Genomic DNA, 24,349 nt, shown 5'->3' with positions numbered 1-24,349 from the left:
TTGATATGCCCCACATTCAGGTATTGGATCAGGTGACGATTGATAAGATCGCGGCGGGCGAGGTTATCGAGCGCCCGGCTTCTATTGTAAAAGAACTGGTGGAAAATGCCATCGACGCCGGGGCGGATTCCGTGACAGTGGAGATCCGGGACGGCGGCATTGACTTTATCCGCGTGACAGACAACGGCTGCGGCATCCCCCACGATGAGGTGAGGAGCGCTTTCCTGCGCCACTCTACGAGCAAGATCCGCAGCGTGGAAGACCTGATGCACATCAGCTCTCTGGGCTTCCGCGGCGAGGCGCTCTCGAGTATCGCGGCAGTGACGCGCACAGAGCTGATCACAAAGACCGGGGACTGCGAGTTCGGGACAAGGTATGTGATCGAAGGCGGAAAGGAAGTCTCCTTAGAGGAGACCGGCGCGCCCAATGGAACGACGTTTCTTGTGCACCAGCTCTTTTACAATGTGCCTGCAAGGCGGAAGTTCTTAAAGACACCCATGACAGAAGCAGGGCATGTCCAGGACCTGCTCATGCACCTGGCGCTGTCCCATCCGGAAGTGGCGTTTCTCTTTAAAAACAATAACCAGGAGAAGCTAAGGACTTCGGGAAACGGAAAATTAAAAGACGTGATCTATAACATATACGGGCGTGACATTGCGGCCAATCTGCTGGACATTGATTATGAAAAATCGGGTCTGAGGATCACGGGCTACCTCGGGAAACCGGTCATCACGAGAGGAAACAGGAACTTTGAAAATTTCTTTGTGAACGGCAGGTACGTAAAAAGTCCTATGATCTCAAAATCTCTGGAGGATGCATACAAAGACTTTACCATGCAGCATAAATTTCCTTTTGCAGTCCTCCATTTCCATGTGGACGGGGAGACGATCGACGTCAATGTCCATCCCACCAAGATGGAACTGCGCTTCCAGAGACAGCAGGACGTGTACAACACGGTCTTTGAGGGCGTGCACCGCAGGCTGCTGGAACCGGAGCTGATCCAGAGAGCGGAAGTGCCGGAACCGGTACAGCCGGAAGGCCCCGGGAAGGCTGCACAGGAAAGGGCGGGACAGAAAGAGAGCCCCTTCCTGCTGCGCCCGAGAAATACGGCTGCTGATGCCTTTGTATCTGCGGATGTAAAGCCGGGAGCTGCACCTCTTCCTGCGCCGGAAGCTGTACAGCCTCCAGCGCAGGAAGAGGTGCATGATGAGGATTACTTTATCCGGAAGATGAGGGAGAGGGTCACTGCCTACCATGAGAGGATGTCCTCCGCGGAGGTGGCGGACCGAAGCGGGATCTACCGCCCGGAAACACAGGCGGACAGGATCCGGGAGACTGTAAGATACGGCGCGGAGAAAGTCCGGACACCGGGAGACGTTCAGGCGCCGGAGAAGGAAGAGAAAGTACATCAGGAAGCCTGCCCGGCAGAGCTAAAACCAGAGGAAACCCCGGTTCCCAAAGAGGAAGCACCATCTGAGGCGCCTCAGAAACCCCAACAGCTTGATCTTTTTGAGGAGAATTTCTTAAAACGGGATGTCCGCGCGGAATACAGGCTGATCGGACAGGTGTTTGACACATACTGGCTCGTGCAGTTTCAGGACAGCCTGTACATTATAGACCAGCATGCAGCCCATGAGAGGGTGCTTTATGAGCGCACGCTCAAAGGGATGAAGACAAGGGAGTTTACTTCCCAGTATTTAAGTCCGCCGATCATATTGACGCTCTCCATGCAGGAGGCAAGGCTTCTGGAGGAACATATGGACCGGTTCACACGGATCGGGTTTGAGATCGAGCCCTTTGGCCCCGAAGAGTATGCAGTGCGCGCAGTGCCGGACAATCTGTTCGGCATCGCGAAAAAAGAACTGCTGATGGAGATGATCGATGACCTGTCGGACGGGCTGAATACGTCCATGACGCCGGATCTGATCGACGAGAAAGTAGCGTCCATGTCCTGCAAAGCCGCTGTGAAAGGAAACAACAGGCTTTCCGCCCAGGAGGTTGACGCTCTGATCGGGGAGCTGCTCACCCTGGACAATCCGTACCATTGTCCCCATGGCAGGCCGACCATTATCGCAATGACAAAAAAAGAACTGGAAAAGAAATTTAAGAGGATCGTATAATGAAAAGACCACTGATCATACTTGCAGGCCCTACCGCTGTGGGAAAGACCGCCGCGTCCATACGCCTGGCAAAAGCCATTGGCGCGGAGATCATCTCCGCGGATTCCATGCAGGTATACCGCCATATGGATATCGGCTCGGCAAAGATCCGGCAGGAAGAGATGGAGGGAGTGCCCCACTATCTGATCGATGTGCTGGAACCGGAGGAAGAGTTTAACGTGGTACGCTTCCAGCAGATGGCGAAAGCAGCTGCTGAGGAGATCTATGCGAAAGGGAAGATCCCTCTTGTGGCAGGGGGGACCGGATTTTATATCCAGGCGCTCCTCTATGATATTGATTTTACGGAGAATGACGGAGACACATCATACCGCCGCTCTCTGGAAAAAACATCGGAAGAAAAGGGTGGGGAATATCTCCACGCCATGCTGCGGGAAGCGGATCCGAAAGCAGCGGAAGAAATCCACCCGCACAATATCAAGCGCATGATCCGGGCCCTGGAATTCCACCATCAGACCGGCGGGAAGATTTCCGAACATAATGAGGCGGAGCGGGAAAAGAGCTCGCCTTATGATTTCGCTTACTTTGTCCTGACGGACGAGAGGAGCCGGCTGTATGAGCGGATCGACAGGAGAGTGGACAAGATGATGGAAGAAGGGCTTCTCGAAGAAGTGCGGTATCTGAAGGAGCGCGGAGTGAAGAGAGAGTCCACTGCCATGCAGGGGCTTGGCTACAAGGAACTTTACGCTTATCTTGACGGGGAATGCACGCTGGAGGAGGCGGTGCGCATCATCAAAAGAGACACCCGCCATTTCGCAAAGCGGCAGCTCACCTGGTTTAAGCGGGAGCGGGACGTCATATGGGCGGATAAGTCTGTCATCGGGCAGTCCGACGACGCCGTCGTGGAATTTATGAGAAAAGAACTGAAGAACAGAGGGATAATAAAATGAACCAGACAGAATCACAATCTATGTACCAGAAGCTCGGCATTTCCGAAGAAGTCTGGAAGTACGGGCAGAAGACGGAAGAGAGCTTAAAGGAGCGTTTCCGCGGATTTGACGAGACAGCAGAATATAACCAGCTCAAGGTCATCCATGCAATGCAGGAGAACCGGGTGAGCGAAGGCTGCTTTAACTATGTCAGCGGATACGGGTACAATGACCAGGGAAGGGATACGCTGGAACAGGTCTATGCCTCAGCCTTCCACACAGAAGCAGCACTTGTCCGCCCGCAGATCACCTGCGGCACACACGCGCTGGCTCTTGCCCTTGCGGCAAACCTGCGTCCCGGGGACGAGCTTCTCTCCCCGGTGGGAAAACCGTATGATACTTTGGAGGAAGTGATCGGGATCCGGCCGTCCAAAGGTTCCCTTGCCGAGTACGGGATCACTTACCGGCAGGTGGAGCTTCTGGAAGACGGATATTTCGACTATCCTGCGATCGAGGCAGCGTTAAATGAGAGGACAAAACTTGTGACTATCCAGCGCTCCAAGGGATATCAGACCCGTCCCAGCTATTCCGTAGAAAAGATCGGGGAATTGATCGCATTTATCAAGGAGAGACGCCCGGATGTGATCTGCATGGTAGATAACTGCTACGGAGAGTTTGTGGAACGGATCGAGCCCAGCGATGTGGGAGCGGACATGATCGTTGGCTCTCTGATCAAAAACCCGGGCGGCGGCCTTGCCCCGATCGGCGGTTACATCGCGGGAAAAGAAGAGCTGATCGAGAACTGCGCGTACAGGCTTACTTCCCCCGGACTCGGCAAAGAGGTGGGCGCTTCCCTGGGAGTGATGCAGTCCTTTTACCAGGGATTTTTCCTCGCCCCGACTGTGGTGTGCGGCGCGCTCAAAGGAGCGGTGTTCGCGGCAAATATCTATGAGAAGCTGGGATATCCGGTGGTGCCGGACGGAAAAGAGTCCCGCCATGACATCATCCAGGCAGTGACACTGGGCTCGCCGGAGGGCGTGGTCGCGTTCTGCAAAGGTATCCAGGCAGCGGCCCCTGTGGACAGCTATGTGTCCCCTGAGCCGTGGGCAATGCCCGGCTATGACAGCGATGTGATCATGGCAGCCGGAGCCTTTGTCCAGGGATCATCTATCGAGCTGTCCGCGGACGGACCGATCAAACCGCCGTATGCCGTGTATTTTCAGGGCGGACTTACATGGACGCATGCGAAGCTGGGGATACTGAAATCCCTGCAGAGTATGATCGACGCAGGAGTGGTCTCAATGGACAGGATACGCGAACTTTTATAAGCCGGCTTATGGCAGAACAGGCAGTAAAGCGACATTTAAAAGCGATGGAGGGAAGAGAGATGAGAACAGTCGCAGTGATCGGCGGGGGTGCGTCAGGGATGATGGCTGCTGTGACAGCGGCATCAGAAGGAGCCCGCGTTATCATCCTGGAACATAAAGACAGGATCGGGAAGAAGATCCTGTCCACAGGAAACGGAAGATGCAATTTTACAAATACACATCAGGAACCGCTGTGCTATCACTCGGAAGACCCTTTGTTCCCGTGGGGGATCATCGAAAAATTTGACGCTCAGAAAGCAATCTCTTTTTTTCTTCAGCTTGGGATCTACTCAAAAAACCGGAACGGATATCTCTATCCCAATTCCGACCAGGCGTCCGCAGTGCTTGACGCGTTCCGGATGGAACTGGAGCGTCTGCATGTGGAGATCCGGACAGGAGTTGATATCCGGGAGATCCTTCCCGGGAAAAAGGGCTTTACGATCCGCTCAGATCATGAAAATATCCGCGCGGACCGTGTGATCCTCTGTACCGGATCCAGGGCGGCGCCTGCAACCGGATCCGACGGGTCAGGCTATGACCTTGCCAAGCGTCTGGGACATAGGCTGATCCCGGTACTTCCCGCACTGGTCCAGCTCCGGTGTGAAGGGAGTTTCTTTAAAGCGGTGGCAGGCGTGCGGGCAAACGGCAGTGTCTCTGTCTGGTTTGAGGGAGAGTGCATCGCGACGGATACAGGCGAGATCCAGCTCACGGATTACGGTATCTCAGGGATCCCTGTATTCCAGGTGAGCCGGTATGCCGCAAAGCTCCTGTACGAGAAAAAAGAAGTGACGGCTGTGCTGGACTTTATGCCGGACTTTACAGAAGAACAGACCAGGGCATTCCTGAGCGCCAGGGCAAAGACGCGTCCTGAGAAATCCGCGGATATGTTCCTGATCGGCCTCTTTCACAAGAAACTGTCCGACCTGTGGATCAAGCTTTCCCGCATCCCGCGAGAGCAGAATGCAGGAACTTTGACAGAAGATGAGATTAGCAGGCTCGTACAACTGATCAAGCACTTTGAAGTCCCGGTAAAGGCGACGAACTCCTATGAGCAGGCGCAGGTGTGCTGCGGCGGGATCGATACCGCGGAGGTGGATCCTGAGACACTGGAATCCAGATATGTGCCCGGACTGTATTTTGCCGGAGAGATCCTGGACGTGGACGGGATGTGCGGAGGGTATAATCTCCAGTGGGCGTGGGCCAGCGGACATGTGGCTGGGGAAGCGGCTACCGTTGGGGAGTAACAGCGGACATCCTGAAAAGAGCGAAATAAAATAACGTGATAAAGAGAAAATGAAGACCCGAGAGAGCTAGGCCTGCACCTTAGCTTGCCGGGTCTTTCTTACTCATACCAGTAATAAAAAAACGATTGATGCAACTTTTTATTTCTGATCTTTGTATATATAGTAAATAGATGGGAAATGGAGGTGAAGTCACTTGAGTAATTGTTATAACGAGACTGAACTGATCAGCCGGATCCAAAAAGGTGATGAATCAGCATTGGTAATCATTATTTCGGAATATAACTCCTATGTGGCAAATTTTGAGGAACAGGAGGCTTAAAAATGATCCGCATCGCCGAAGAGAGTGATTCAGGAGAATTACTTGATATATATGCTTATTATGTGGAGAGGACTGCCATCACATTTGAATACGAAGTTCCTTCAATAAAAGAATTCAGGGGACGCATTCAGAAAATTTTGAGAAGGTATCCTTATCTTGTATCTGAAAGAGACGGCAGGATCGCAGGGTACGCATATGCAGGCCCCTTTAAGGAGCGGAGAGCTTACGACTGGTCGGTGGAAACGACGATCTACATAGCAAAAGATGTCAGAGGACAGGGGATCGGAAGAGAACTTTATACGGCGCTGGAGTATGCTCTGACGCTTCAGAATGTGATCAATCTGAATGCCTGTGTCGCGTACCCTGACCCGGAAGATGAATATCTGACAAGAAACAGTGTGCAGTTTCATGAACATATGGGATATCACGTGGCAGGAAGATTCCACAAATGCGGATATAAATTCGGTCGCTGGTATGACATAGTATGGCTTGAGAAATGCATTTCTTCCCATCCGGACAGACCGTTGGAAACCAGGTGTTTTGACGAGATCAAAAGGGAGTTTGCAGAAAGGTATGGTAAGGGCTGGCTTGAATGAAAAAAATAACGATCAGTTTATTACTTATTTTGTTGTTTATAGGAATTGGTATTTGGTGTAAATGTTCTAGGCAAACAATGGAGAAAGTAGATGGCGGATGGTCAGCATGCAGGTTTGAAAAAGGAACTATACTGGAGATAAAAGATGAAACGAGCATAATCGTGAATGTAGACAGTCCCTCGTGGCTTTACAATAAGGTTTTAGTTTTGCACTATAAAGATGGTTATGAATGGGATGATTTAAAAGTAGGACAGAAGATTAAGTTCTATTTCCCAGAAGTGTAAGCCAAGATGACGTGGAACTTGATGTGTACAGAACCGATATAATAGAATAATTTGCATAGTATGGGGCTGTCGGGAAATGGAAAGTCCAAAACAGGGGCAGATGTGACTCGCATAAGTCATGCCTGTCCCTGAAATTTATCCTGTAAAAAGACCCCAAAATAAAAAACAGCTCCCGGACGGCGAAAAATTACTGCCATCCGGGAGCTGCGTTCATCTGTTCTACTCAGACAGATACCATCCCCACATATAGAGGATCGGGAGGATCAGATTGAACACATAGGTGAACATAAACCCGACTGTGACTGTAGATATGGCGATGTTTGCCAGAATGCTGATACAGTAGATAACGCCAATGATCAGGACAGATTTTTTAGAGCGGTACATCACGCCCATGATCCCGGCTGCAAGCTCGATGACGGTCAGGACTAATGAAAATACGTAGTCGACTGCTGACAGCGGGGCGGCCCCATATGCTTCGAGATAAGGCTCCAGCATACCGGACATGGCAATGGTCGCAAGTGTGCCCAGAAGCCCGAGTGCACTGAGTACGATGATGATAATGGATACGACATTCAGAAGTTTGCTTTTTCTTTTCATTATGAATCCTCCTCATAAATTAAATGATAATATTGGTTCAGCCGCAGTCGGCTGAAATCTATAAGCAGCGGCTCGTTTATATGCGCCGCAGTGCTTCGATCGGGCTCAGGCGCGCGGCTTTCCGCGCGGGATAGATACCGAAGACGATCCCCACTCCGCAGGAGAAGAGCGTCGCGATGATCACTGCCGGGAGTGAGAGAGAAGCGTGGATCCCGCCGATCTCAAGCGCACTGATCAGTGCCGTGAGACCTCCGCCGAGCAGGATCCCTATGACTCCGCCCATGCCGGAGATAATGGCGGACTCACAGAGAAACTGGGCGATAATGGATCCGGTCCTGGCGCCCAGCGCTTTGCGGATACCGATCTCCCGGGTCCGCTCTGTCACGGAGACGAGCATGATGTTCATGACGCCGATACCGCCCACGATGAGAGAGATGGCTGCCACGAGCGCCACAAAGGCTGTCACCCCGTCCATGACAGCGCCAAGCATATCTGACAGGTTCATCGGTTTCTGCTGCATGAAAGGATTGTCGCCCAGATCCTGATGCCGGGAGTTTAAGAGCTTTACAGCGGATGATGCCACGCGGCCCGCTGACTCTGTATCCCGGGCGGTGATCGATACCGAAGAAAACCCTTCAATGGGAGTCCCGAAAGACTCAGCCAGCGTGTAGGGGACTTCAATGGAGATCGTCTCTCCCAGGCCCATTGCCTGATACGTCTGTTCCACTTCCAGCATATCATCGGATGTCTCCCGGATCCCCGTGATCATGACCTCTTCGATGCCGCTGTCAATGGCAAGTTCAAAGCTCATACCCACGACATTCGTATTCCCGAACAGATAGAGAGCAGTCAGCTCGTCAATGACACAGACCGGGTTCCCGCCGGCCAGATCCATATCTGTGAAATAGGAGCCTTTTACAAGAGGAGATGTGTACTGGGCGTGCTCATAATCTGGAGTAGTCATTGTCACATAGGCGTCAAAAGTCCCTTTGCGGGTCGTGCATTTCCCCGCGTACATGGAAGATGCAGTTATGCTCTCGATCGAATCACCCATAGCTGTTTCCAGATAAGAGATGTCGTCCCCTGTGATGATCTGTGTGTCAGTCACTTCCTCTGTGTTTGCCTGGACGGTCACAGTGTTTGTCTGCTCGTTCGCCGCGTCTACAACATCGCTTTTCAGACCATTTCCTATGGAAACGATGGTCACAACAGAAGAAATGCCGATGATGATCCCAAGCATGGTCAGGAAGGAACGGCCCTTATTGGAGCGGATATTATCCAGCGCCATTTTGATATATTCAAGAAATTGTCCCATCTATCTTTCCTCCCGGCTGGTTATTCCGCCGCCGCTTCCTTTGCGGCAGCCTTCATGCCCGGCTTGATATCCGCGTTGAAATCATTGATGACTATGTCTCCCACGTCAAGTCCTTCCCTGATCTCTGTCTCTGTGGAAGAGGAGATCCCGAGGGTGACCGGTTTTTCTTTTACGATACCGTTTTCGATCACATAGACAAAGTCACCGTCAGTTGAGGCATTGACTGCCTCAGTTGGGATGACGACCACATTTTTTGCCTCGGCAACTGTCATCTTGATCTTTGCGGTAGCGCCGATGCAGATGTTTTCATCCGGGTCCTCGATGTGGATGCGGGCGCCGATGACAGGGACTCCCTTTGCGTTGGGGACAGCGATCTTGTCAACTCCGTCAAGCGTTCCTTTGTATGTATGGTCTGCAAGCGTTACTGTTACCTCGCAGCCGGGCTTCATCTTATCATAATCATCAGGGGAAACCTCGATCTTCACACGGACGCTGTCTGTACCCGCGATGGTAAAGAGGGCAGCTCCCTGTGCCGCGCTGTTAGACTGAAGGATGTCAACCGATGCGATGACACCGTTCATGTCTGCTTTCATGCCTTCTTTTCCTTTTGCCAGAAGTTCCTCCGGGGTCAGGGCGGCAAGCTCCGCCAGATTGTCGCTGATATCCAGGTTATTGAGTTCGGCGGAAGTCATCCCTGTCTCAGGGACCGCAGCACCGGCAGCCTGGTATGCTGCCTGCCATTCGGCATATTTTGCCTCATATTGAGCCAGGAGGTCGGCATATCCCGCGTCATCTGCCGGGGGAACGCCGAGCGCGTCCAGAGAATCCTGCGCCTGGGCGAGGAGTGCTTCTGTGTCAGACTTTGACTGTAATGCGGCGTTATAATCCTCTGTATCTTTTATGATCTGTTTCTGGACCGGATCCGGATCTTCTGCTGCAAGCGCCTCATTGATCTCTACCTGCCGTCCGGTATAACCTCTCTCATAGGATGAGATCACTGCATCTGCTGAAGCTATGGCTTCATTATAGGATGTGATCTGCGCCTGGAGAGCCTGGACCTTCGGGGCGTTCTGAGCGGCCTGCTGTGCCGCTGCCTGCTGATTCGCCTGATACTGGGCATAGGCGGAATCGACCTGGGATACAAGGGAATTCACTTCGCCTGCAAGTGCGTTCGCCTGTGCCGCTGCCTGCGCGGACGCTGCATTTGCCGCGTCAATCGTCCTGGCGTTCTGAGCCCTTGCGGCGATGGAATTATTGAGGCTGGACTGGAGTGTAAGCTGTGCCTGCTGGTTGTTCCGCTCCAGATCCGTTGTGTCAAATGTTACGAGCAGATCTCCCGCTTTTACCGTCTGGCCGACGACTGCCCTGCATTCTTTGATGGGAGCTGTGACAGGAGAGTAGTAGGTCTTTGTATTCTCGCTCTCGACCGTACCGGTGGAATTGTATACTTCCTTTACTGTGCCTTTCTCAGCTTTTACCACATTGAGCGGAGTTCCCACAGAGTCCTCCGTCTTTCCTCCGGCAAAAAGAGAAAGGAACCATGCCAGGAGAAGGACGGCCGCCAGGACAGGGAAGATCACCCATGCGGGCAGTTTTTTCTTTGCGGATACTGCGCCGGACGTACTGCCGGCATCCGTTGTATTCAGCGGATCATGTGCTGCTGACGCACTTTCTTTGAGATGAGTATTTTTCTTATTGGAAAACATATCAGGAATCCTCCATTTTTTCTTTCTTATTTCCCGGATCGGATAAAGCTTTATTCTTATAATCTGCCTCCACTCGGCCGTCCAGGATCCTTATGACACGATCCGCCTGCCGGGCGATGTCGTCGTCATGCGTGATCACGATCACCGTGCGGCCGCTCCTGTGGAGCTCTTTTAAAATATCCATGATATCCGCAGTGGAGCGGCTGTCCAGATTTCCTGTGGGCTCGTCGGCGAGAATGACAGGCGGCTGCGCTGCGATCGCTCTTGCCACGGCGACTCTCTGCTGCTGTCCGCCGGAGAGTTCTCCGGGCTTATGGCGGAGCCGCTTCCCCAGACCGACCCGTTCCAGCGCCTGGACTGCGGTCCGTCTCCGCCTCTGCCTGCCCATCCCCCGGTAGATAAGGGGGAGTTCCACATTGCCGACTGCGTCCAGGCTGGGGATCAGGTTAAATCCCTGGAAGATAAACCCGATCTTCTGATTGCGGATATCCGACAGCTCATTATCCGACAGGCGGGAAACGTCTCTTCCGTCCAGATAATAGTGACCGGACGTGGGGGTATCCAGGCAGCCAAGCATGTTCATAAGCGTGGACTTCCCGGAGCCGGAATGTCCGACGATCGCCGCGAATTCGCCCCGCCGGATCTCAAGAGAGACTCCGTCCAGGGCACGCACCTCGTTTTCGCCGGGGTTATAGATCTTATGTATATCCTCGACTCTGATCAGTGGTTCCATAAAATGTCTCCTATCATAAAATCAATATATTGTATTAATTGAGTAATACATTAATACGAAGGGTTCAAAAAGTCAAGCCTTATTGCTTTTCTGTATTGTTTTTTATTGACCAAATCAGAAGATAGCAGTAAGATATCCAATGCAGAAAATGTTACGAGACCTAAGGAGATGGACAGAAATTGAAGACAAATAAATATGAAATAGACATGTGCAACGGATCGATCATGGATAAGCTGATCTCGTTTTCTCTGCCGCTGATGGTATCGAGTATCCTCCAGCTGATGTTCAATGCCGTGGATATCATTGTTGTCGGCCGGTTCAGCGGAAGCCAGGCGCTAGCTGCCGTAGGGTCTACCACAGCGCTGATCAATATATTTACGAATCTGTTTATCGGCATCTCTCTGGGAGCGAACGTCCTTGCGGCAAGATATTTCGCGGCAGGGCGGGAGAAAGAAATGTCAGAAGCCGTACATACAGCGATAACGCTTGCCCTGATCAGCGGGGTCATGATGGCGTTTGTCGGGGTGGGCGCGTCCAGGCTTGCCCTTGGACTGATGGATACTCCTGCGGATGTCATCGACCAGTCTGTCACCTATATGCGCATCTATTTTATGGGAATGCCGTTTTTTATGCTTTATAACTATGGTGCAGCTGTTTTGCGTGCGGTAGGCGATACAAAACGGCCGCTGGCCTTCCTTATCATCGCAGGCCTTGCCAATGTAGTGCTGGACCTGACCCTGGTCATCGTGATCCCTCTCGGGGTTGCGGGCGTGGCCATCGGCACAGTTGCTTCCCAGATGATCTCCAGCATTCTTGTTATACGCTGCCTTTATAAATCCGAGGGGAGCTATCAGCTGAGATTCTCAAAGCTTTCCATAAAATGGACTTATCTGAAGCGGATCTTCCAGGTGGGGATACCGGCGGGCATACAGAGCACGGTGATCAATTTTTCCAACGCGATGCTCCAGTCTTCCGTCAACTCGTTCGGCTCGACTGCGATGGCAGGATATACAGCGGCAAATAATATACTTGGATTCCTGTACGTTGCCGTGAATGCGGTCACACAGGCGTGCATGAGTTTTACGAGCCAGAACTACAGCGTGGGGAAACAGAAGAGGATGGACAGAGTATTCGTGGACTGCATGATCCTGTCCACTGCGGTATCCGCTGTCCTCGGAGTCGGGGCATATGTATTCGGCTCCCAGGTGCTCAGGATCTATACAGCTGATGCAGACGTGATCCAATGCGGACTGGAGATCCTGTCGATCACTACAGTGCCGTATTTCCTGTGCGGCATCATGGACCTGATCCCGGGCGCCCTGCGGGGAATGGGACGCTCGGCTGTGCCTATGATCCTCTCTGTGATCGGGACCGTGGGGACAAGAGTCCTGTGGATCTATGGATTTTTTCCGCAGCACAGGTCGCTGCATTTTCTTTTTATCTCTTATCCGGGGTCGTGGATCGCGACGATCCTCATGCAGGCAGTCTGCTTCTTCTTTGTACGGAGAAGCTGTGCCAGACAGTTGAAAAAAGCCGCTCAGGCTGAAATGATATGATAACATTATATATAGAATAGATCAGATTGGAGGAATCATAACATGAAAGAGTACACGTTAGAATTATGCGGAGTAAAAAGGGTCCTTCCTTTTATCCCCATTGACGGAGAAAAGGCATTTGCCAGCTTCGTAGTCATCGGGGATACGGAGATGGTAAATGCCTGTGCCCCTGTGCTGGCTGAACGGATCGGTGCAGTAGATGCGGTCGTCACAGCAGAGGCAAAAGGGATCGCGCTGGCATATGAGATCAGCAGGATCCTTGGCCTGAAGGAATTTATCGTAGCCCGGAAAAGCACGAAGAACTATATGAAGAATACAGTCAGCGCTTCCGTACATTCGATTACGACATCCGGAGAACAGAATTTATATCTTGACGGCACAGACGTGGAAAAAATACGCGGGAAAAATGTCTGTCTGCTGGATGATGTGATATCGACAGGCGAATCGCTTCTGGCTCTGGAAGCGCTGATGAAAAATGCAGGCGCTTCCGTGGTGAAAAAAGCTGCGATACTGGCAGAGGGAGACGCTGCTTCGAGGGATGATATCATTTTTCTGCAGAAACTGCCGCTTTTTAACAGGACAGGAGAAGGGGAATACGAGGCACTTTGAGATTGAAAAAGGAGGGATTCTGTGCTCAGGATCACACAGCTGAAGCTCCCTGTGGGACACACAGAGGAACAGCTCAGGAAGAAGCTTCTTAAGACCGTGCATATCAAAGAGAGCGGGCTTAAGGAGTATACGATAAAAAAGCGCTCGCTTGACGCGCGGAAGAAACCGGAACTGTATTATGTCTATACGGTTGATCTTTCCGCGGCTGACGAGGGGGCCATCCTCCGCCGCCTAAAAGGGAAGGTGCAGAAGGCGGAAGAAAAGACTTACCGTGCGCCGGAACATGGGACAGCTCCTCTTTCCGGCAGGGCTGCCGTGATCGGGAGCGGACCGGCAGGACTCTTCTGTGCGTACCTGCTTGCAAAAGAAGGGTACCATCCTCTTGTCATCGAGCGGGGCGCCCCGGTCGATAAGCGCCGGGAAGATGTCAGGAAGTTCTGGGAGACCGGCAGGCTTGACACTGTGTCCAACGTCCAGTTCGGAGAGGGCGGCGCAGGGACATTTTCTGACGGCAAACTGAACACCCTGGTAAAAGACCCTGCCGGAAGGAACCGCTTCGTACTGGAGACATTCGTAAACTTCGGCGCGCCTGAGGATATCCTGTGGGAACAGAAGCCCCATATCGGGACTGACATCCTGATCCGCGTGGTAGAAGCCATGAGAAATGAGATCATACGCCTCGGCGGAGAATTCCGTTTTTACAGCCAGGTGACGGATATCCTGGCTGAGGAGAACTGCCTTGTCATAAACGGTTCTGAGACGGTAAAGACCGGCGCGGCAGTCCTGGCGGTGGGCCACAGTGCGCGGGATACCTTTCAGATGTTATATGAAAAAGGCATATGCATGGAATCCAAATCATTTGCAGTGGGAGTCCGCATCGAACATCCCCAGCAGATGATCGATCAGTCTGCCTACGGCAGAACGGACAGAGGGAGTCTCCCGGCTGCTTCCTATAAGCTGGCGGAGAAGCTTGAAAACGGCAGAGGCGTCTATACATTCTGTATGTGCCCCGGCGGATATGTGGTCAATGCCTCTTCGGAAGAGGGGCTCCTGGCGGTCAATGGGATGAGCTACCATGGACGTGCCGGGAAAAATGCGAACAGCGCAGTCATTGTCACAGTGACAAAAGAAGATTACGGATCAGGCCATCCGCTTGCAGGAGTGGAGTTCCAGCGCATGCTTGAAAAACGGGCGTGGGAAGAAGGAAAAGGCAGTATCCCGGTACAGAGATTTGCAGATTTCTGTACCGGGCAGAAATCCACCGGTTTCGGAAAGATCACACCAGGCATGAAAGGCGCTTTCACATTCGGCAATGTGAGAGATATCTTTCCGGATGAGCTGGCAGCTTCCCTGGAATCGGGCATCCGCGGCATGGACAGAAAGATCCATGGCTTTGCAGATGATGATGCTCTCCTGTCAGGAGTGGAGAGCAGGACCTCATCGCCGGTCCGCATCGTGCGGGGAGATGACCTTACGGCGTCAGTCCCGTGGATCTATCCGTGCGGCGAGGGCGCGGGATATGCCGGCGGGATCACGTCAGCGGCAATGGACGGATTAAAAGTGGCAGAGGCAGTGATAAAGAAATTTGCGGCAAATGATTCACAGAAATTTAATCACTGATGCCTATACACGTTTTTTAAATTGTGCTAAAATAAATCGTTGTATTGTATCATCGCGCTGATCACAGGATCAAGATATGGGAAAAAACAATACGATCAAAGATATGTATCAGGAAGACCGTCCCTATGAAAAATGTGAGCGCTTCGGAGCGGAAAACCTTACGGATGCGGAGCTTCTTGCGGTCCTGCTCAGGACCGGGACGCAGGGGGAGAATTCTCTCCAGCTTGCGCACAGGCTGATCGAGTCTGACTGTTCAGGAAGAGGGATCCTGAACATCCACCGCTGGACCTTTGACCAGCTTATGCGCATCAAAGGCATCGGAAGAGTCAAGGCGGTCCAGATCCTCTGCCTGTCAGAGCTGGCAAAACGCATGGCGAAATCCTCTGCCATGGACAGGCTGGATTTTTCGGATCCGAAGACTGTTGCCCGGTATTACATGGAGGATATGCGGCATAAGGAGAGAGAAGTGATAAAGCTCCTTCTTTTAAATACGAAGGCAAAGCTGATCGGGGAATGTGTGATATCCGTGGGCACGGTCGATGCGGCGCTGGTCTCTCCGAGGGATCTTTTTATAGAAGCGCTCCAGAGGAATGCGTCAGCGATCATCCTTCTCCACAATCATCCCAGCGGTGACCCTTCACCGAGCAGGGAAGACGAACGGATCACCAGGAGGATTTACGAGGCAGGGGCACTGCTTGGGATCGAGCTGCTCGATCATATCATCATAGGGGACAATTGTTTTATCAGTCTGAAGGAGCAGGGGCTTTTTCAGTAGTTTTTGTACAGGGGAGCTATTTATAAGGGGAGACAGAAATGCTGGGGAATGTATATGGGCTTGATCTCGGGACATATGAGATCAAGATATTTGATAAAAAGAAAGACCGCATCTGGCGGGAAAAAGATTCCATAGCGATGAAGAAGAAACGCTATGTCTACGCAGTGGGGAATGAGGCGTACGAAATGTTCGAGAAGGCGCCCGATGACATCCAGGTCATTTTTCCCATGAAAAACGGAGTCATAGCGCATTTCGACGACATGCAGTATCTTCTCGGCACACTTCTCGGGAGCGAGCGGCGTTTCGGGCGCGGGGATGAGTATGTTATAGCTGTGCCAACAGATGTAACGGAAGTCGAGAAAAAAGCGTTCTATGACCTGGTCTATCACTCGCAGGCAAGGGCGCGGTCTGTGCGTATCGTGGAACGGGGACTTGTGGATGCACTGGGGTCCGGGATCGATGTGATCGCTGAAAAAGGGATCTTTGTAGCCAATTTCGGCGGTGGGACGACGGAACTTTCTGTCCTGTCCGAGGGCGGAATGGTATTGAACAGGCTGATGAAGATCGGCGGAGAAGATTTTGATGCAGCCATTGCATCCCTGGTCCGCAGAAATCAGGATTTCCTGATAGGCAGGCTGACAGCCGAGCGCCTGAGACGGGAATTCGGTGTGTTCGACCAGAGTACGGACTCCGCGATCACCGTATCCGGCAGGGACCTGATCTCAGGAGTGCCCTCCCAGACGACGGTATCGATCAGCCTCGTGCGCGCCGCTATGAAAGAACTGCTGGAGGAATGTGTCCGGGCGATCAAAGCGATGATCGACAGGACCCCGCCCAATGTAAGGCACGGGATCAGGGAGAAAGGGATCTGCCTGACCGGCGGCATGGCAAATCTCCGGGGACTTTCTACATACCTGAGAGAAAGCACGGGGCTTCCCGTGATGACGATGGATGAGCCGGAACTGTGCGCAGTCAGAGGGCTCCGCAGGATCCTTTCGGACCGTACGTATTATAACAGGCTCACATATTCCATGATGGATGAAGATTACAGGTGGTTAAGATGAAAAAAAAGAATCATACATCGCATATAAACAGATATATCCTGCTCGGCCTGTCCGCTTTCTGTGTACTCATGATGCTTCTGTCATCATTCTCGGACAAAGTCGGCGGACCGTTCAAAGCGCTCGCGAATGTCACAGTCATCCCGCTGCAGCAGGGGATCAATCAGATCGGCGGCTGGATGGGCGATATGAAGGATAATTTTTCGACGCTCAAGCAGCTTCAGGCTGAGAACGAAAAGCTCCAGGAACAGGTGGATGCCCTGACGACAGAAAACAACTATCTCCAGGAAGAGAGCTACGAATACGAACGTCTCCAGGAGCTTTACAAGCTGGATCAGAATTATGCGGACTATGAGAAGACAGCAGCGCATGTTATCGGGAAGGATTCCGGGAACTGGTTCAGCAATTTTACGATCGATAAAGGAAGCCGTGACGGGATCGCTGTGGACATGAACGTGCTCGCAGGGAGCGGGCTGGTCGGTATCGTGACGGAAGTAGGCCCCACCTGGGCAAGAGTCCGTTCCATTATCGATGATGCGAATAACGTAAGCGGCATGGTCCTGTCCACGTCCGATACATGTATCGTGAGCGGAGATCTTTCCCTCATGAATACAGGGCAGATTTCGTTTGATCAGATGGAAAATAATGACAATACAGTTTCCGTCGGTGACCAGATCGTCACATCGTATATCAGTGACAAATATCTGCAGGGCATCCTGATCGGCTCAGTCAGCGAGATCAATGTAGATTCCAACAACCTGACCCGCTCAGGCTATATTACGCCGGCAGTAGACTTCCGCAACATCCAGGAAGTCCTGGTCATCACAACGACAAAGGCGGAACTCACCGGGGAAGATCAGGCGGAGTAGAGGAGAGATCGATATGAAATTAATAAGGGTGAGGCGGATCGCTGTCACAGCGGCTGCCATACTTATCGCATATGTCCTGCAGTGCGCTGTCTTTCCGGCGCTTGCGGTTGCCAATATCAAACCGAACCTGATGCTGATCATCACCGCTTCCTTCGGGTTTATGAGAGGACCCAGAGAGGGGATGTTCGTGGGGATCGCGTCAGGGCTTCTCATTGATATCCAACACGGGGATATGATCGGGTTCTATGCCCTGATCTACCTTCTCGCGGGATACGCCAGCGGCATCTTCAAGCAGATGTTTTTTGATGAAGATATTAAACTTCCGATCGCACTGATCGCCGTCAGCGACCTGGTATATGGGATCGTCATTTATTTCCTTAAGTTCCTTCTCAGGAGCGATTTCGATTTCCTCTATTATCTGAACCAGATCATCATCCCGGAGGCGATCTACACTGTTGCGGTCACACTTGTCGTGTATCCGCTGCTCTTATTTATCAACCACAAACTGGAAGCAGAAGAGAAAAGGAGTGCAAGTAAATTTGTTTAGAGAAATCATTGACCGGATAAAAGAGGCGATCGACTATATCCTCCAGTCCAGGCTGGTAGTGCTGATCGTTGTGTTCTGTCTCTCTTCCTCAGTGCTGGTCGGGCGGCTTTTCTATCTCCAGATCGTAAAAGGAGAAGATTATCTTGAAAATTATGAGCTCCAGATCAGAAGGACTAAGGATATCCCGGCGACAAGGGGAAATATTTTTGACCGCAACGGTGAGCTCATCGCTTACAATGAGCTTGCTTATTCCGTCACGATCGAGGACAGGATCCCAACAGATACGGATGCTGATGACAAGAATAAAATCTTAAATGGGATCCTGGATAAAGTCCTGAGGATCGTTGAGGAAAACGGAGATTCTGTCATCGACAGTTTCGGGATCATCCTTGATTCTGCAGGAGAGTATCAGTTCGCTGAGACGAATGAGACGCTGAGGCTGCGTTTTGTGGCTGATGTTTACGGTGAGCCGTTTGTGGATGATCTGACTGACGATGAGCGTGAGCAGTCTGCGGGAGAGATCATGCACCATCTCTGCTCAAAACGATATGGGCTGGATGATAAAAACAATGACCCGGCATATATCCTGAAAATGGTCAATATGCGTTACGCCATGGGGCTTAACAGCTACCAGCAGTACCTTGCCACTACGCTGGCATCCGACGTAAGTCCGGAGACTGCGGCTGCGATCATGGAGAACCAGGATTCGCTGACAGGGGTGGATATCTCGGAAGATTCTCTGAGAAGATATCCCGATGGGGAATACTTTGCTTCCATCATCGGGTATACTGGAAAGATCTCCCAGGAGGAATACGACGCTCTTGACAAAGATGAGAAGAAACGGTATTCACTTTCAGATATCGTAGGTAAATCAGGCCTTGAGCAGACCTTTGACAGTGTGCTCAAAGGAGAGAAGGGAAAACAGACTTTTTACGTGGATAATCTCGGCAAGGTAACGGAGGTCGTCAGCACGACAGACCCGAAGGCAGGGAATGATGTGTATCTTACCATCGACAAAAATCTGCAGATCACAGCTTATAAACTTCTCGAGGAAAAGCTGGCGGGGATTGTCCTGAGTAAGCTTACGAATGTGCTGGATTATGATCCCTCTGTTGCATCGGACACAAAGGAGATCATCATCCCGGTCGGAGATTCCTACAATGCGTTTATCGCGAACGGGATCATTGATCTGGATCATTTTGGAAGCCAGGATGCAGGCTCGGCAGAGCAGGCTGTGTATTCAGCGTTTACATCGAAGAGGGAGGCTGTCCTGAGCGAACTGACATCCCAGTTTAACGACCCTCAGGCTCCTGCATACAGAGATCTGTCAGAAGAGATGCAGGCTTATATGGATTATATCTGTGACACAGTCCTGAAAGAATATACCGGGCTCCTGCTGTCAGATGAGATCGATCCACAGGATGAAACACAGATCGCGTGGGCAAAAGATGAGACGATCAGTCTGTACACATATTTAAATTATGCGATATCCCAGAACTGGGTGGACACGACAAAGCTCGGCGACAGCGCTTACTCCAGCTCTGAAGAGATCTATCAGGAACTTGTCTCTTACCTGGAAGATTATTTGGGAGAAGACAGCGAATTCGACAAACTTCTCTACAAATATCTTATAAAATCAGGGGGTATCACGGGAGCGCAGATCTGTGCCATCACCTACGAGCAGGGTGTTCTCCCGATGGATGAGAACGCTTACTACGGGCTCCTGAACGGGACGGTGGATGCATACAGCTGGCTTTACAACAAGATCGAGACACTGGAGATCACTCCGGGACAGCTTGCGCTCGAACCGTGTTCGGGCGGCATCGTAGTGACAGATCCAAATTCCGGAGATGTGCTCGCATGCGTCTCTTATCCGGGATATGACAATAACCGGCTGGCAAATACAATGGATTCTGCATATTATAATAAGCTGAATACAGGACTGGCAAGGATCTTTTACAACAGAGCCACGCAGGAACTGACAGCGCCCGGTTCCACATATAAGATGGTTTCCGCCACAGCAGGGCTTGAGGAGGGAGTCATTAACACCGGGACTTCGATCTACTGCGGCGGGATCTTTGACACAGTCACGCCAAGCCCAACCTGCTGGATCTATCCCGGCGGGCATGGATCCCTGAATGTCGTCCAGGCGATCCAGCATTCCTGCAATATTTTCTTTTATCAGGTCGGGTATGACCTGAGCCTCGATGCAGAGGGCAATTACGACAGTGACCTCGGTACGGACAAGCTTGCGAAATACGCGGAAATGTTCGGACTGGGCGAGACATCCGGTCTGGAGATACCGGAGGCGGAACCGCATATATCGGACGAATATTCGATCCAGTCTGCCATCGGGCAGGGCAATAACAACTATACGGTCAGCCAGCTTAACCGCTATGTGACCGCGGTCGCAAATAACGGTACGGTTTATGACCTTACACTTGTTGATAAGACAACAGATGCCAATGGAAAACTGATCAAAGATTATGAGGCGGCGGTAGACCATACGATAGACGGGTTAAGCCAGACTACATGGGATGCGCTCCATACCGGTATGGAGCAGGTAGTGGCGAGCACAGCTTCATTTAACGGGCTAGACTTTACGATGGCAGGGAAGACGGGTACAGCTCAGCACAATGAGCTGCATGCGGACCATGTCCTTTTCGTGGGATACGCACCGGCTGAAGCTCCGGAGATATCGATCGCGGTCCGTATTACGTACGGATATAATTCGGGTTATTCCGCTGAGATCGGCAGGGATATCGCAAAAGTATATTTTAACCGGGATGCAGCGCAGGAAGTAGTTACAGGGAGCGCGGCGGACCTGGGGACAGGCATTGCCGGCGATTAAAGAGATGGGGGATGACAGATGGGCAGGCTGGTGACGATTAGGAGCAGCCGTTACGGGCTGGATATCGAACTGGATCCGGAAGCGGATTTTGACGTCCTGCTCAGGACCCTCTCCGACAAATTTAAAGCTTCCGCCCGCTTTTTTAAGGATGCGAGGATGGCGTTAAGCTTCAGCGGGCGTACACTGACCCGCACTGAGGAAGACGCGGTCCTTGAGATCATAAATGATAACACGCAGATCGATATCTTATGTGTTGTCGAACAGAATGATAAAAACGAGCCAATGTACAGAAGCATAGTGGAACATGCCCTGACAGACATGAGTAAAAAAGACGGGCAGTTTTACAGAGGAACCCTGGGAAAAAGAGAGATACTGGAATCAGATTCCAGTGTTGTGATCCTGGGGGATGTGGAGCCGGGTGCACGCGTCGTGGCCAGGGGCAGTGTCGTTATCGTCGGCGCCCTTTATGGTTCGGTCCGGGCAGGCGCAGCCGGCGACAGGGATGCTTTTGTCGTTGCTCTTTCCATGCAGCCGAAGCAGCTCTGTATCGGGGATATCGAGGCCAGGCGCCAGCTCATCTATCAGGAGAGCCTGAGTATCAAAGGCCCGAAGATCGCGGTTGTGGACGGCAGCCGCATCTATCTGGATCCTCTTGTGGATTGAATGTCAGAATGTAAAGTAGGAGGAATAGCAGCATGGGAGAAGTTATCGTCATTACATCAGGAAAAGGCGGGGTCGGAAAGACAACGACAACAGCAAATATCGGGATCGGGTTATCTGAGCTTGATAAAAAGGTCATTGTGATCGACACAGATCTCGGACTTCGGAACCTGGACGTTGTCATGGGGCTGGAGAACCGTATCGTATACAATATCGTGGATGTCATTGAAGGCAGCTGCCGGTTGAAGCAGGCTCTGATCAAAGACAAGAGATTCCCTGAGCTCTATCTGCTCCCTTCCGCACAGACCAAGGATAAGACCAGTGTTTCGCCGGAACAGATGAAAAAGCTCATAGAAGATATCAGAAATGATTTTGATTTTATCCTGCTGGACTGCCCGGCAGGGATCGAGCAGGGATTCCAGAATGCGATCGCAGGGGCTGACCGCTCGATCGTTGTTACAACTCCGGAGGTGTCCGCGATCCGTGACGCGGACCGTATCATTGGTCTTTTGGAGGCTTCGGGGATACGGAGGAATGACCTTCTCATCAACCGTCTCAGGATCGATATGGTGAGGAGAGGGGATATGATGTCAGTGGACGATGTCACGGAGATACTTGCAGTGGATCTGCTCGGAGTGATCCCGGATGACGAACAGGTCGTCATCGCTACAAACCAGGGAGAGCCTGTGGTTGGCGAGGACTGCCTTGCTGGAAAAGCGTACATGGATATATGCCGGAGACTCACGGGTGAAGAAATCCCTGTTGACGATTTTTCCAGGCCGGAAGGCTTTTTCGAGAAGATCAGCAGCCTGTTCCACAGGAATTAGGAGGGCTGCATATGAGTGTACATTCTGTTTCCGTTGCAAAAGAAAGGCTGAAAAACCTGCTCGTATCAGACCGGATGCAGTGTACGCCGGAGACAGTGTGCAGGCTGGAGGGCGACCTGTATCATACGGTATCCAAATATGTAGAGGTGAGGCGGGAAGATTTTGATGTAACAGTCACACGGACAGATATACATATAAAATACATGGGAGAAAAGAATTGAAGCGTCTATTAAAAAAATTAAATCTTCATTACAGCTTAAAAGATTATAAATTCAGCCTGGTCATCCTGGTACTCATTCTTTCGGTCTTTGGAGTTTTCATGGTCAGGAGCGCAAGGCCGGATTTTATGAACAATCAGATCATGGGTGTGATCCTGGGACTTGCCGCCATGGCAGTGATCTCCCTGATCGATTATAAATGGATACTGAACCTGTACTGGCCTCTCTACGCGGTCAATCTGATCCTGCTCGCGGCCATCTGGATCCCGGGCCTGGGCGTGAACGTAAATGGGGCGACCCGGTGGCTGAATCTCGGTTTTATCCAGTTCCAGCCCTCGGACATGACGAAGATCCTCATGATCCTGTTCTTTGCCAGGTTTTTGTCAGACAGGGAACAAAACATAAATACGCCAAAAGTGATCCTGCAGGCAGTAGGGCTGATCGCACCCTCTCTGCTCATGATCCATGAGCAGCCAAACCTTTCGACGACAATCTGTATCGCGGCCCTGTTCTGCGTACTGCTTTTCCTTGCGGGACTGAGCTATAAATTCGTGGGCGCCGTGCTTGCGGTCACAGTGCCTCTGGCTGCTCTTTTCCTGTTTATCGCCGTCCAGCCCAACCAGCCTATCCTGCAGGATTATCAGCAGGAACGTATCCTTGCCTGGCTGGAACCGGAAAAATACGCTGACGATGAGTCGTATCAGCAGCTGAATTCCGTCATGGCGATCGGCTCGGGACAACTCTCAGGAAAGGGGTATAACAATGATGAGACGAACTCCGTAAAGAACGGGAATTTCGTCCTGGAGCCACAGACAGACTTTATTTTCGCCATAATCGGTGAAGAATTAGGATTTGTGGGTTGTTGTGCGGTCATATTTTTGATATTATTGATTGTGGTAGATTGTATTTTGATCGGCTTGAAGGCTAAAGATACAGGAGGGCGCATTATCTGCGGCGGAATGGCCGCGCTGATAGGGATCCAGAGCTTCATCAATATCAGCGTGGCGACATTGATCCTTCCCAATACGGGACTGTCGCTTCCCTTCGTAAGCTACGGACTGACTTCTGTTGTATGCTTTTTTATGGGAATCGGTTTCGTACTGAATGTCGGCTTGCAGCCTAACAAATATCAGTGAGGAGAGGATCGATTATGAACATTGGACTGATCGCACATGATGCGAAGAAGAAACTGATGCAGAATTTCTGTATCGCTTACCGGGGCATACTGAGCAAACATGACCTGTATGCTACGGAGACAACCGGGATGCTCGTAGAGAGCGTCACAAATCTGAGCATCCACAAATTCCTTCCGGGGCACGTCGGCGGTAAGCAGCAGCTTGGGTCCCAGATCGAGCACAATAATATTGACCTGCTCATCTTTTTCCGGGATCCGCTCACTCCCCGTTCTCATGAACCGGACGTAAACGATATCGTAAAACTGTGTGATATATACAATATCCCGATCGCAACCAATATTGCGACCGCAGAAGCGCTTATACTTGCACTGGACAGGGGAGATTTAGACTGGCGTGAGATGTACAAATAACAA

Annotated in this window: 24 protein-coding genes; 20 read left to right on the top strand and 4 right to left on the bottom strand. The window is 51.5% G+C overall.

Going from position 1 to position 24,349, the window contains the following annotated elements:
• The first annotated feature begins 5 nt into the window (after positions 1 to 5).
• The 7 genes from mutL (at position 6) to B5G27_RS01235 (ending at position 6,856) form a co-directional block, all read left to right on the top strand.
• A complete protein-coding gene (mutL, locus tag B5G27_RS01260) occupies positions 6 to 2,120 on the top strand; it encodes a DNA mismatch repair endonuclease MutL (RefSeq protein ID WP_087177167.1) in 2,115 nt (704 codons plus the stop codon).
• A complete protein-coding gene (gene miaA, locus B5G27_RS01255; RefSeq protein WP_087177166.1) occupies positions 2,120 to 3,067 on the top strand; it encodes a tRNA (adenosine(37)-N6)-dimethylallyltransferase MiaA in 948 nt (315 codons plus the stop codon). Before mutL ends, miaA begins: the two co-directional genes overlap by 1 nt.
• Positions 3,064 to 4,374, top strand: coding sequence for a methionine gamma-lyase family protein (locus B5G27_RS01250; RefSeq protein ID WP_087177165.1), 1,311 nt, complete (start codon positions 3,064 to 3,066; stop codon positions 4,372 to 4,374). Before miaA ends, B5G27_RS01250 begins: the two co-directional genes overlap by 4 nt.
• 59 nt (positions 4,375 to 4,433) lie before the next feature.
• Positions 4,434 to 5,657, top strand: a complete 1,224-nt coding sequence (locus B5G27_RS01245; protein WP_087177714.1) for an NAD(P)/FAD-dependent oxidoreductase — start codon at positions 4,434 to 4,436, stop codon at positions 5,655 to 5,657.
• Positions 5,658 to 5,850: 193 nt separating this feature from the next.
• On the top strand, positions 5,851 to 5,976 hold the full coding sequence (locus B5G27_RS16525) for a hypothetical protein (protein WP_275533009.1): 126 nt from the start codon (positions 5,851 to 5,853) through the stop codon (positions 5,974 to 5,976).
• Between the two features lie 2 nt (positions 5,977 to 5,978).
• Positions 5,979 to 6,572: a GNAT family N-acetyltransferase gene (locus tag B5G27_RS01240; RefSeq protein ID WP_087177164.1), complete on the top strand. Its 594-nt coding sequence runs from the start codon at positions 5,979 to 5,981 to the stop codon at positions 6,570 to 6,572.
• Positions 6,569 to 6,856 (top strand): hypothetical protein, encoded by a 288-nt coding sequence (locus tag B5G27_RS01235; protein ID WP_087177163.1) that lies wholly within the window; start codon positions 6,569 to 6,571, stop codon positions 6,854 to 6,856. Before B5G27_RS01240 ends, B5G27_RS01235 begins: the two co-directional genes overlap by 4 nt.
• A 219-nt stretch (positions 6,857 to 7,075) precedes the next feature.
• On the opposite strand, the gene B5G27_RS01230 is transcribed toward B5G27_RS01235, so the two are convergent.
• The 4 genes from B5G27_RS01230 to B5G27_RS01215 all read right to left on the bottom strand — a co-directional run bounded on the left by B5G27_RS01230 (position 7,076) and on the right by B5G27_RS01215 (position 11,207).
• The gene (locus B5G27_RS01230; protein WP_087177162.1) at positions 7,076 to 7,453 is read right to left on the bottom strand and encodes a hypothetical protein; all 378 of its coding nucleotides are present in this window, start codon (positions 7,451 to 7,453) and stop codon (positions 7,076 to 7,078) included.
• Positions 7,454 to 7,529: 76 nt separating this feature from the next.
• Positions 7,530 to 8,768, bottom strand: coding sequence for an ABC transporter permease (locus B5G27_RS01225; RefSeq protein ID WP_087177161.1), 1,239 nt, complete (start codon positions 8,766 to 8,768; stop codon positions 7,530 to 7,532).
• A 20-nt stretch (positions 8,769 to 8,788) separates the two neighbouring features.
• Complete coding sequence (locus B5G27_RS01220; RefSeq protein ID WP_087177160.1) at positions 8,789 to 10,474, bottom strand: efflux RND transporter periplasmic adaptor subunit; 1,686 nt, start codon at positions 10,472 to 10,474, stop codon at positions 8,789 to 8,791.
• Between the two features lies 1 nt (position 10,475).
• On the bottom strand, positions 10,476 to 11,207 hold the full coding sequence (locus B5G27_RS01215) for an ABC transporter ATP-binding protein (protein WP_087177159.1): 732 nt from the start codon (positions 11,205 to 11,207) through the stop codon (positions 10,476 to 10,478).
• 206 nt (positions 11,208 to 11,413) lie between these two features.
• On the opposite strand from B5G27_RS01215, the gene B5G27_RS01210 reads away from it, so the two are divergent.
• The 13 genes from B5G27_RS01210 (at position 11,414) to B5G27_RS01150 (ending at position 24,346) form a co-directional block, all read left to right on the top strand.
• A complete protein-coding gene (locus tag B5G27_RS01210) occupies positions 11,414 to 12,763 on the top strand; it encodes an MATE family efflux transporter (RefSeq protein WP_334293383.1) in 1,350 nt (449 codons plus the stop codon).
• 42 nt (positions 12,764 to 12,805) lie between these two features.
• Positions 12,806 to 13,372, top strand: coding sequence for a phosphoribosyltransferase family protein (locus B5G27_RS01205; RefSeq protein ID WP_087177158.1), 567 nt, complete (start codon positions 12,806 to 12,808; stop codon positions 13,370 to 13,372).
• A 21-nt stretch (positions 13,373 to 13,393) separates the two neighbouring features.
• The gene (locus tag B5G27_RS01200; protein ID WP_087177157.1) at positions 13,394 to 14,992 is read left to right on the top strand and encodes an NAD(P)/FAD-dependent oxidoreductase; all 1,599 of its coding nucleotides are present in this window, start codon (positions 13,394 to 13,396) and stop codon (positions 14,990 to 14,992) included.
• 76 nt (positions 14,993 to 15,068) lie between these two features.
• Entirely contained in the window at positions 15,069 to 15,767 is a 699-nt protein-coding gene (gene radC / locus B5G27_RS01195) for a RadC family protein (protein ID WP_087177156.1), read from the top strand.
• Positions 15,768 to 15,805: 38 nt separating this feature from the next.
• Entirely contained in the window at positions 15,806 to 16,831 is a 1,026-nt protein-coding gene (locus tag B5G27_RS01190; RefSeq protein ID WP_087177155.1) for a rod shape-determining protein, read from the top strand.
• Complete coding sequence (gene mreC / locus B5G27_RS01185; protein WP_087177154.1) at positions 16,828 to 17,697, top strand: rod shape-determining protein MreC; 870 nt, start codon at positions 16,828 to 16,830, stop codon at positions 17,695 to 17,697. Before B5G27_RS01190 ends, mreC begins: the two co-directional genes overlap by 4 nt.
• 13 nt (positions 17,698 to 17,710) lie before the next feature.
• Positions 17,711 to 18,244 carry a rod shape-determining protein MreD gene (gene mreD / locus B5G27_RS01180; protein ID WP_087177153.1) on the top strand — a complete coding sequence of 178 codons (534 nt, stop codon included), beginning with the start codon at positions 17,711 to 17,713 and terminating at the stop codon, positions 18,242 to 18,244.
• Complete coding sequence (locus B5G27_RS01175; protein ID WP_206608964.1) at positions 18,237 to 21,095, top strand: penicillin-binding transpeptidase domain-containing protein; 2,859 nt, start codon at positions 18,237 to 18,239, stop codon at positions 21,093 to 21,095. Before mreD ends, B5G27_RS01175 begins: the two co-directional genes overlap by 8 nt.
• An 18-nt stretch (positions 21,096 to 21,113) precedes the next feature.
• Positions 21,114 to 21,758 (top strand): septum site-determining protein MinC, encoded by a 645-nt coding sequence (locus tag B5G27_RS01170; protein WP_087177152.1) that lies wholly within the window; start codon positions 21,114 to 21,116, stop codon positions 21,756 to 21,758.
• A gap of 32 nt (positions 21,759 to 21,790) precedes the next feature.
• On the top strand, positions 21,791 to 22,582 hold the full coding sequence (minD, locus tag B5G27_RS01165; protein ID WP_087177151.1) for a septum site-determining protein MinD: 792 nt from the start codon (positions 21,791 to 21,793) through the stop codon (positions 22,580 to 22,582).
• 11 nt (positions 22,583 to 22,593) lie between these two features.
• Positions 22,594 to 22,803, top strand: coding sequence for a cell division topological specificity factor MinE (locus B5G27_RS01160; RefSeq protein ID WP_087177150.1), 210 nt, complete (start codon positions 22,594 to 22,596; stop codon positions 22,801 to 22,803).
• Positions 22,800 to 23,936 carry an FtsW/RodA/SpoVE family cell cycle protein gene (locus tag B5G27_RS01155; RefSeq protein ID WP_087177149.1) on the top strand — a complete coding sequence of 379 codons (1,137 nt, stop codon included), beginning with the start codon at positions 22,800 to 22,802 and terminating at the stop codon, positions 23,934 to 23,936. The genes B5G27_RS01160 and B5G27_RS01155 overlap by 4 nt, the downstream gene beginning before the upstream one ends.
• A gap of 14 nt (positions 23,937 to 23,950) precedes the next feature.
• Positions 23,951 to 24,346 (top strand): methylglyoxal synthase, encoded by a 396-nt coding sequence (locus tag B5G27_RS01150; RefSeq protein ID WP_087177148.1) that lies wholly within the window; start codon positions 23,951 to 23,953, stop codon positions 24,344 to 24,346.
• The last annotated feature ends 3 nt before the right edge of the window (positions 24,347 to 24,349 follow it).

This window comes from Lachnoclostridium sp. An76 (genome assembly GCF_002161355.1).
GTDB lineage: Bacteria > Bacillota > Clostridia > Lachnospirales > Lachnospiraceae > Mediterraneibacter > Mediterraneibacter caccavium.
Note: the sequence above shows the minus strand (reverse complement) of the source record. Positions and strands in the feature narration are given on the sequence as shown.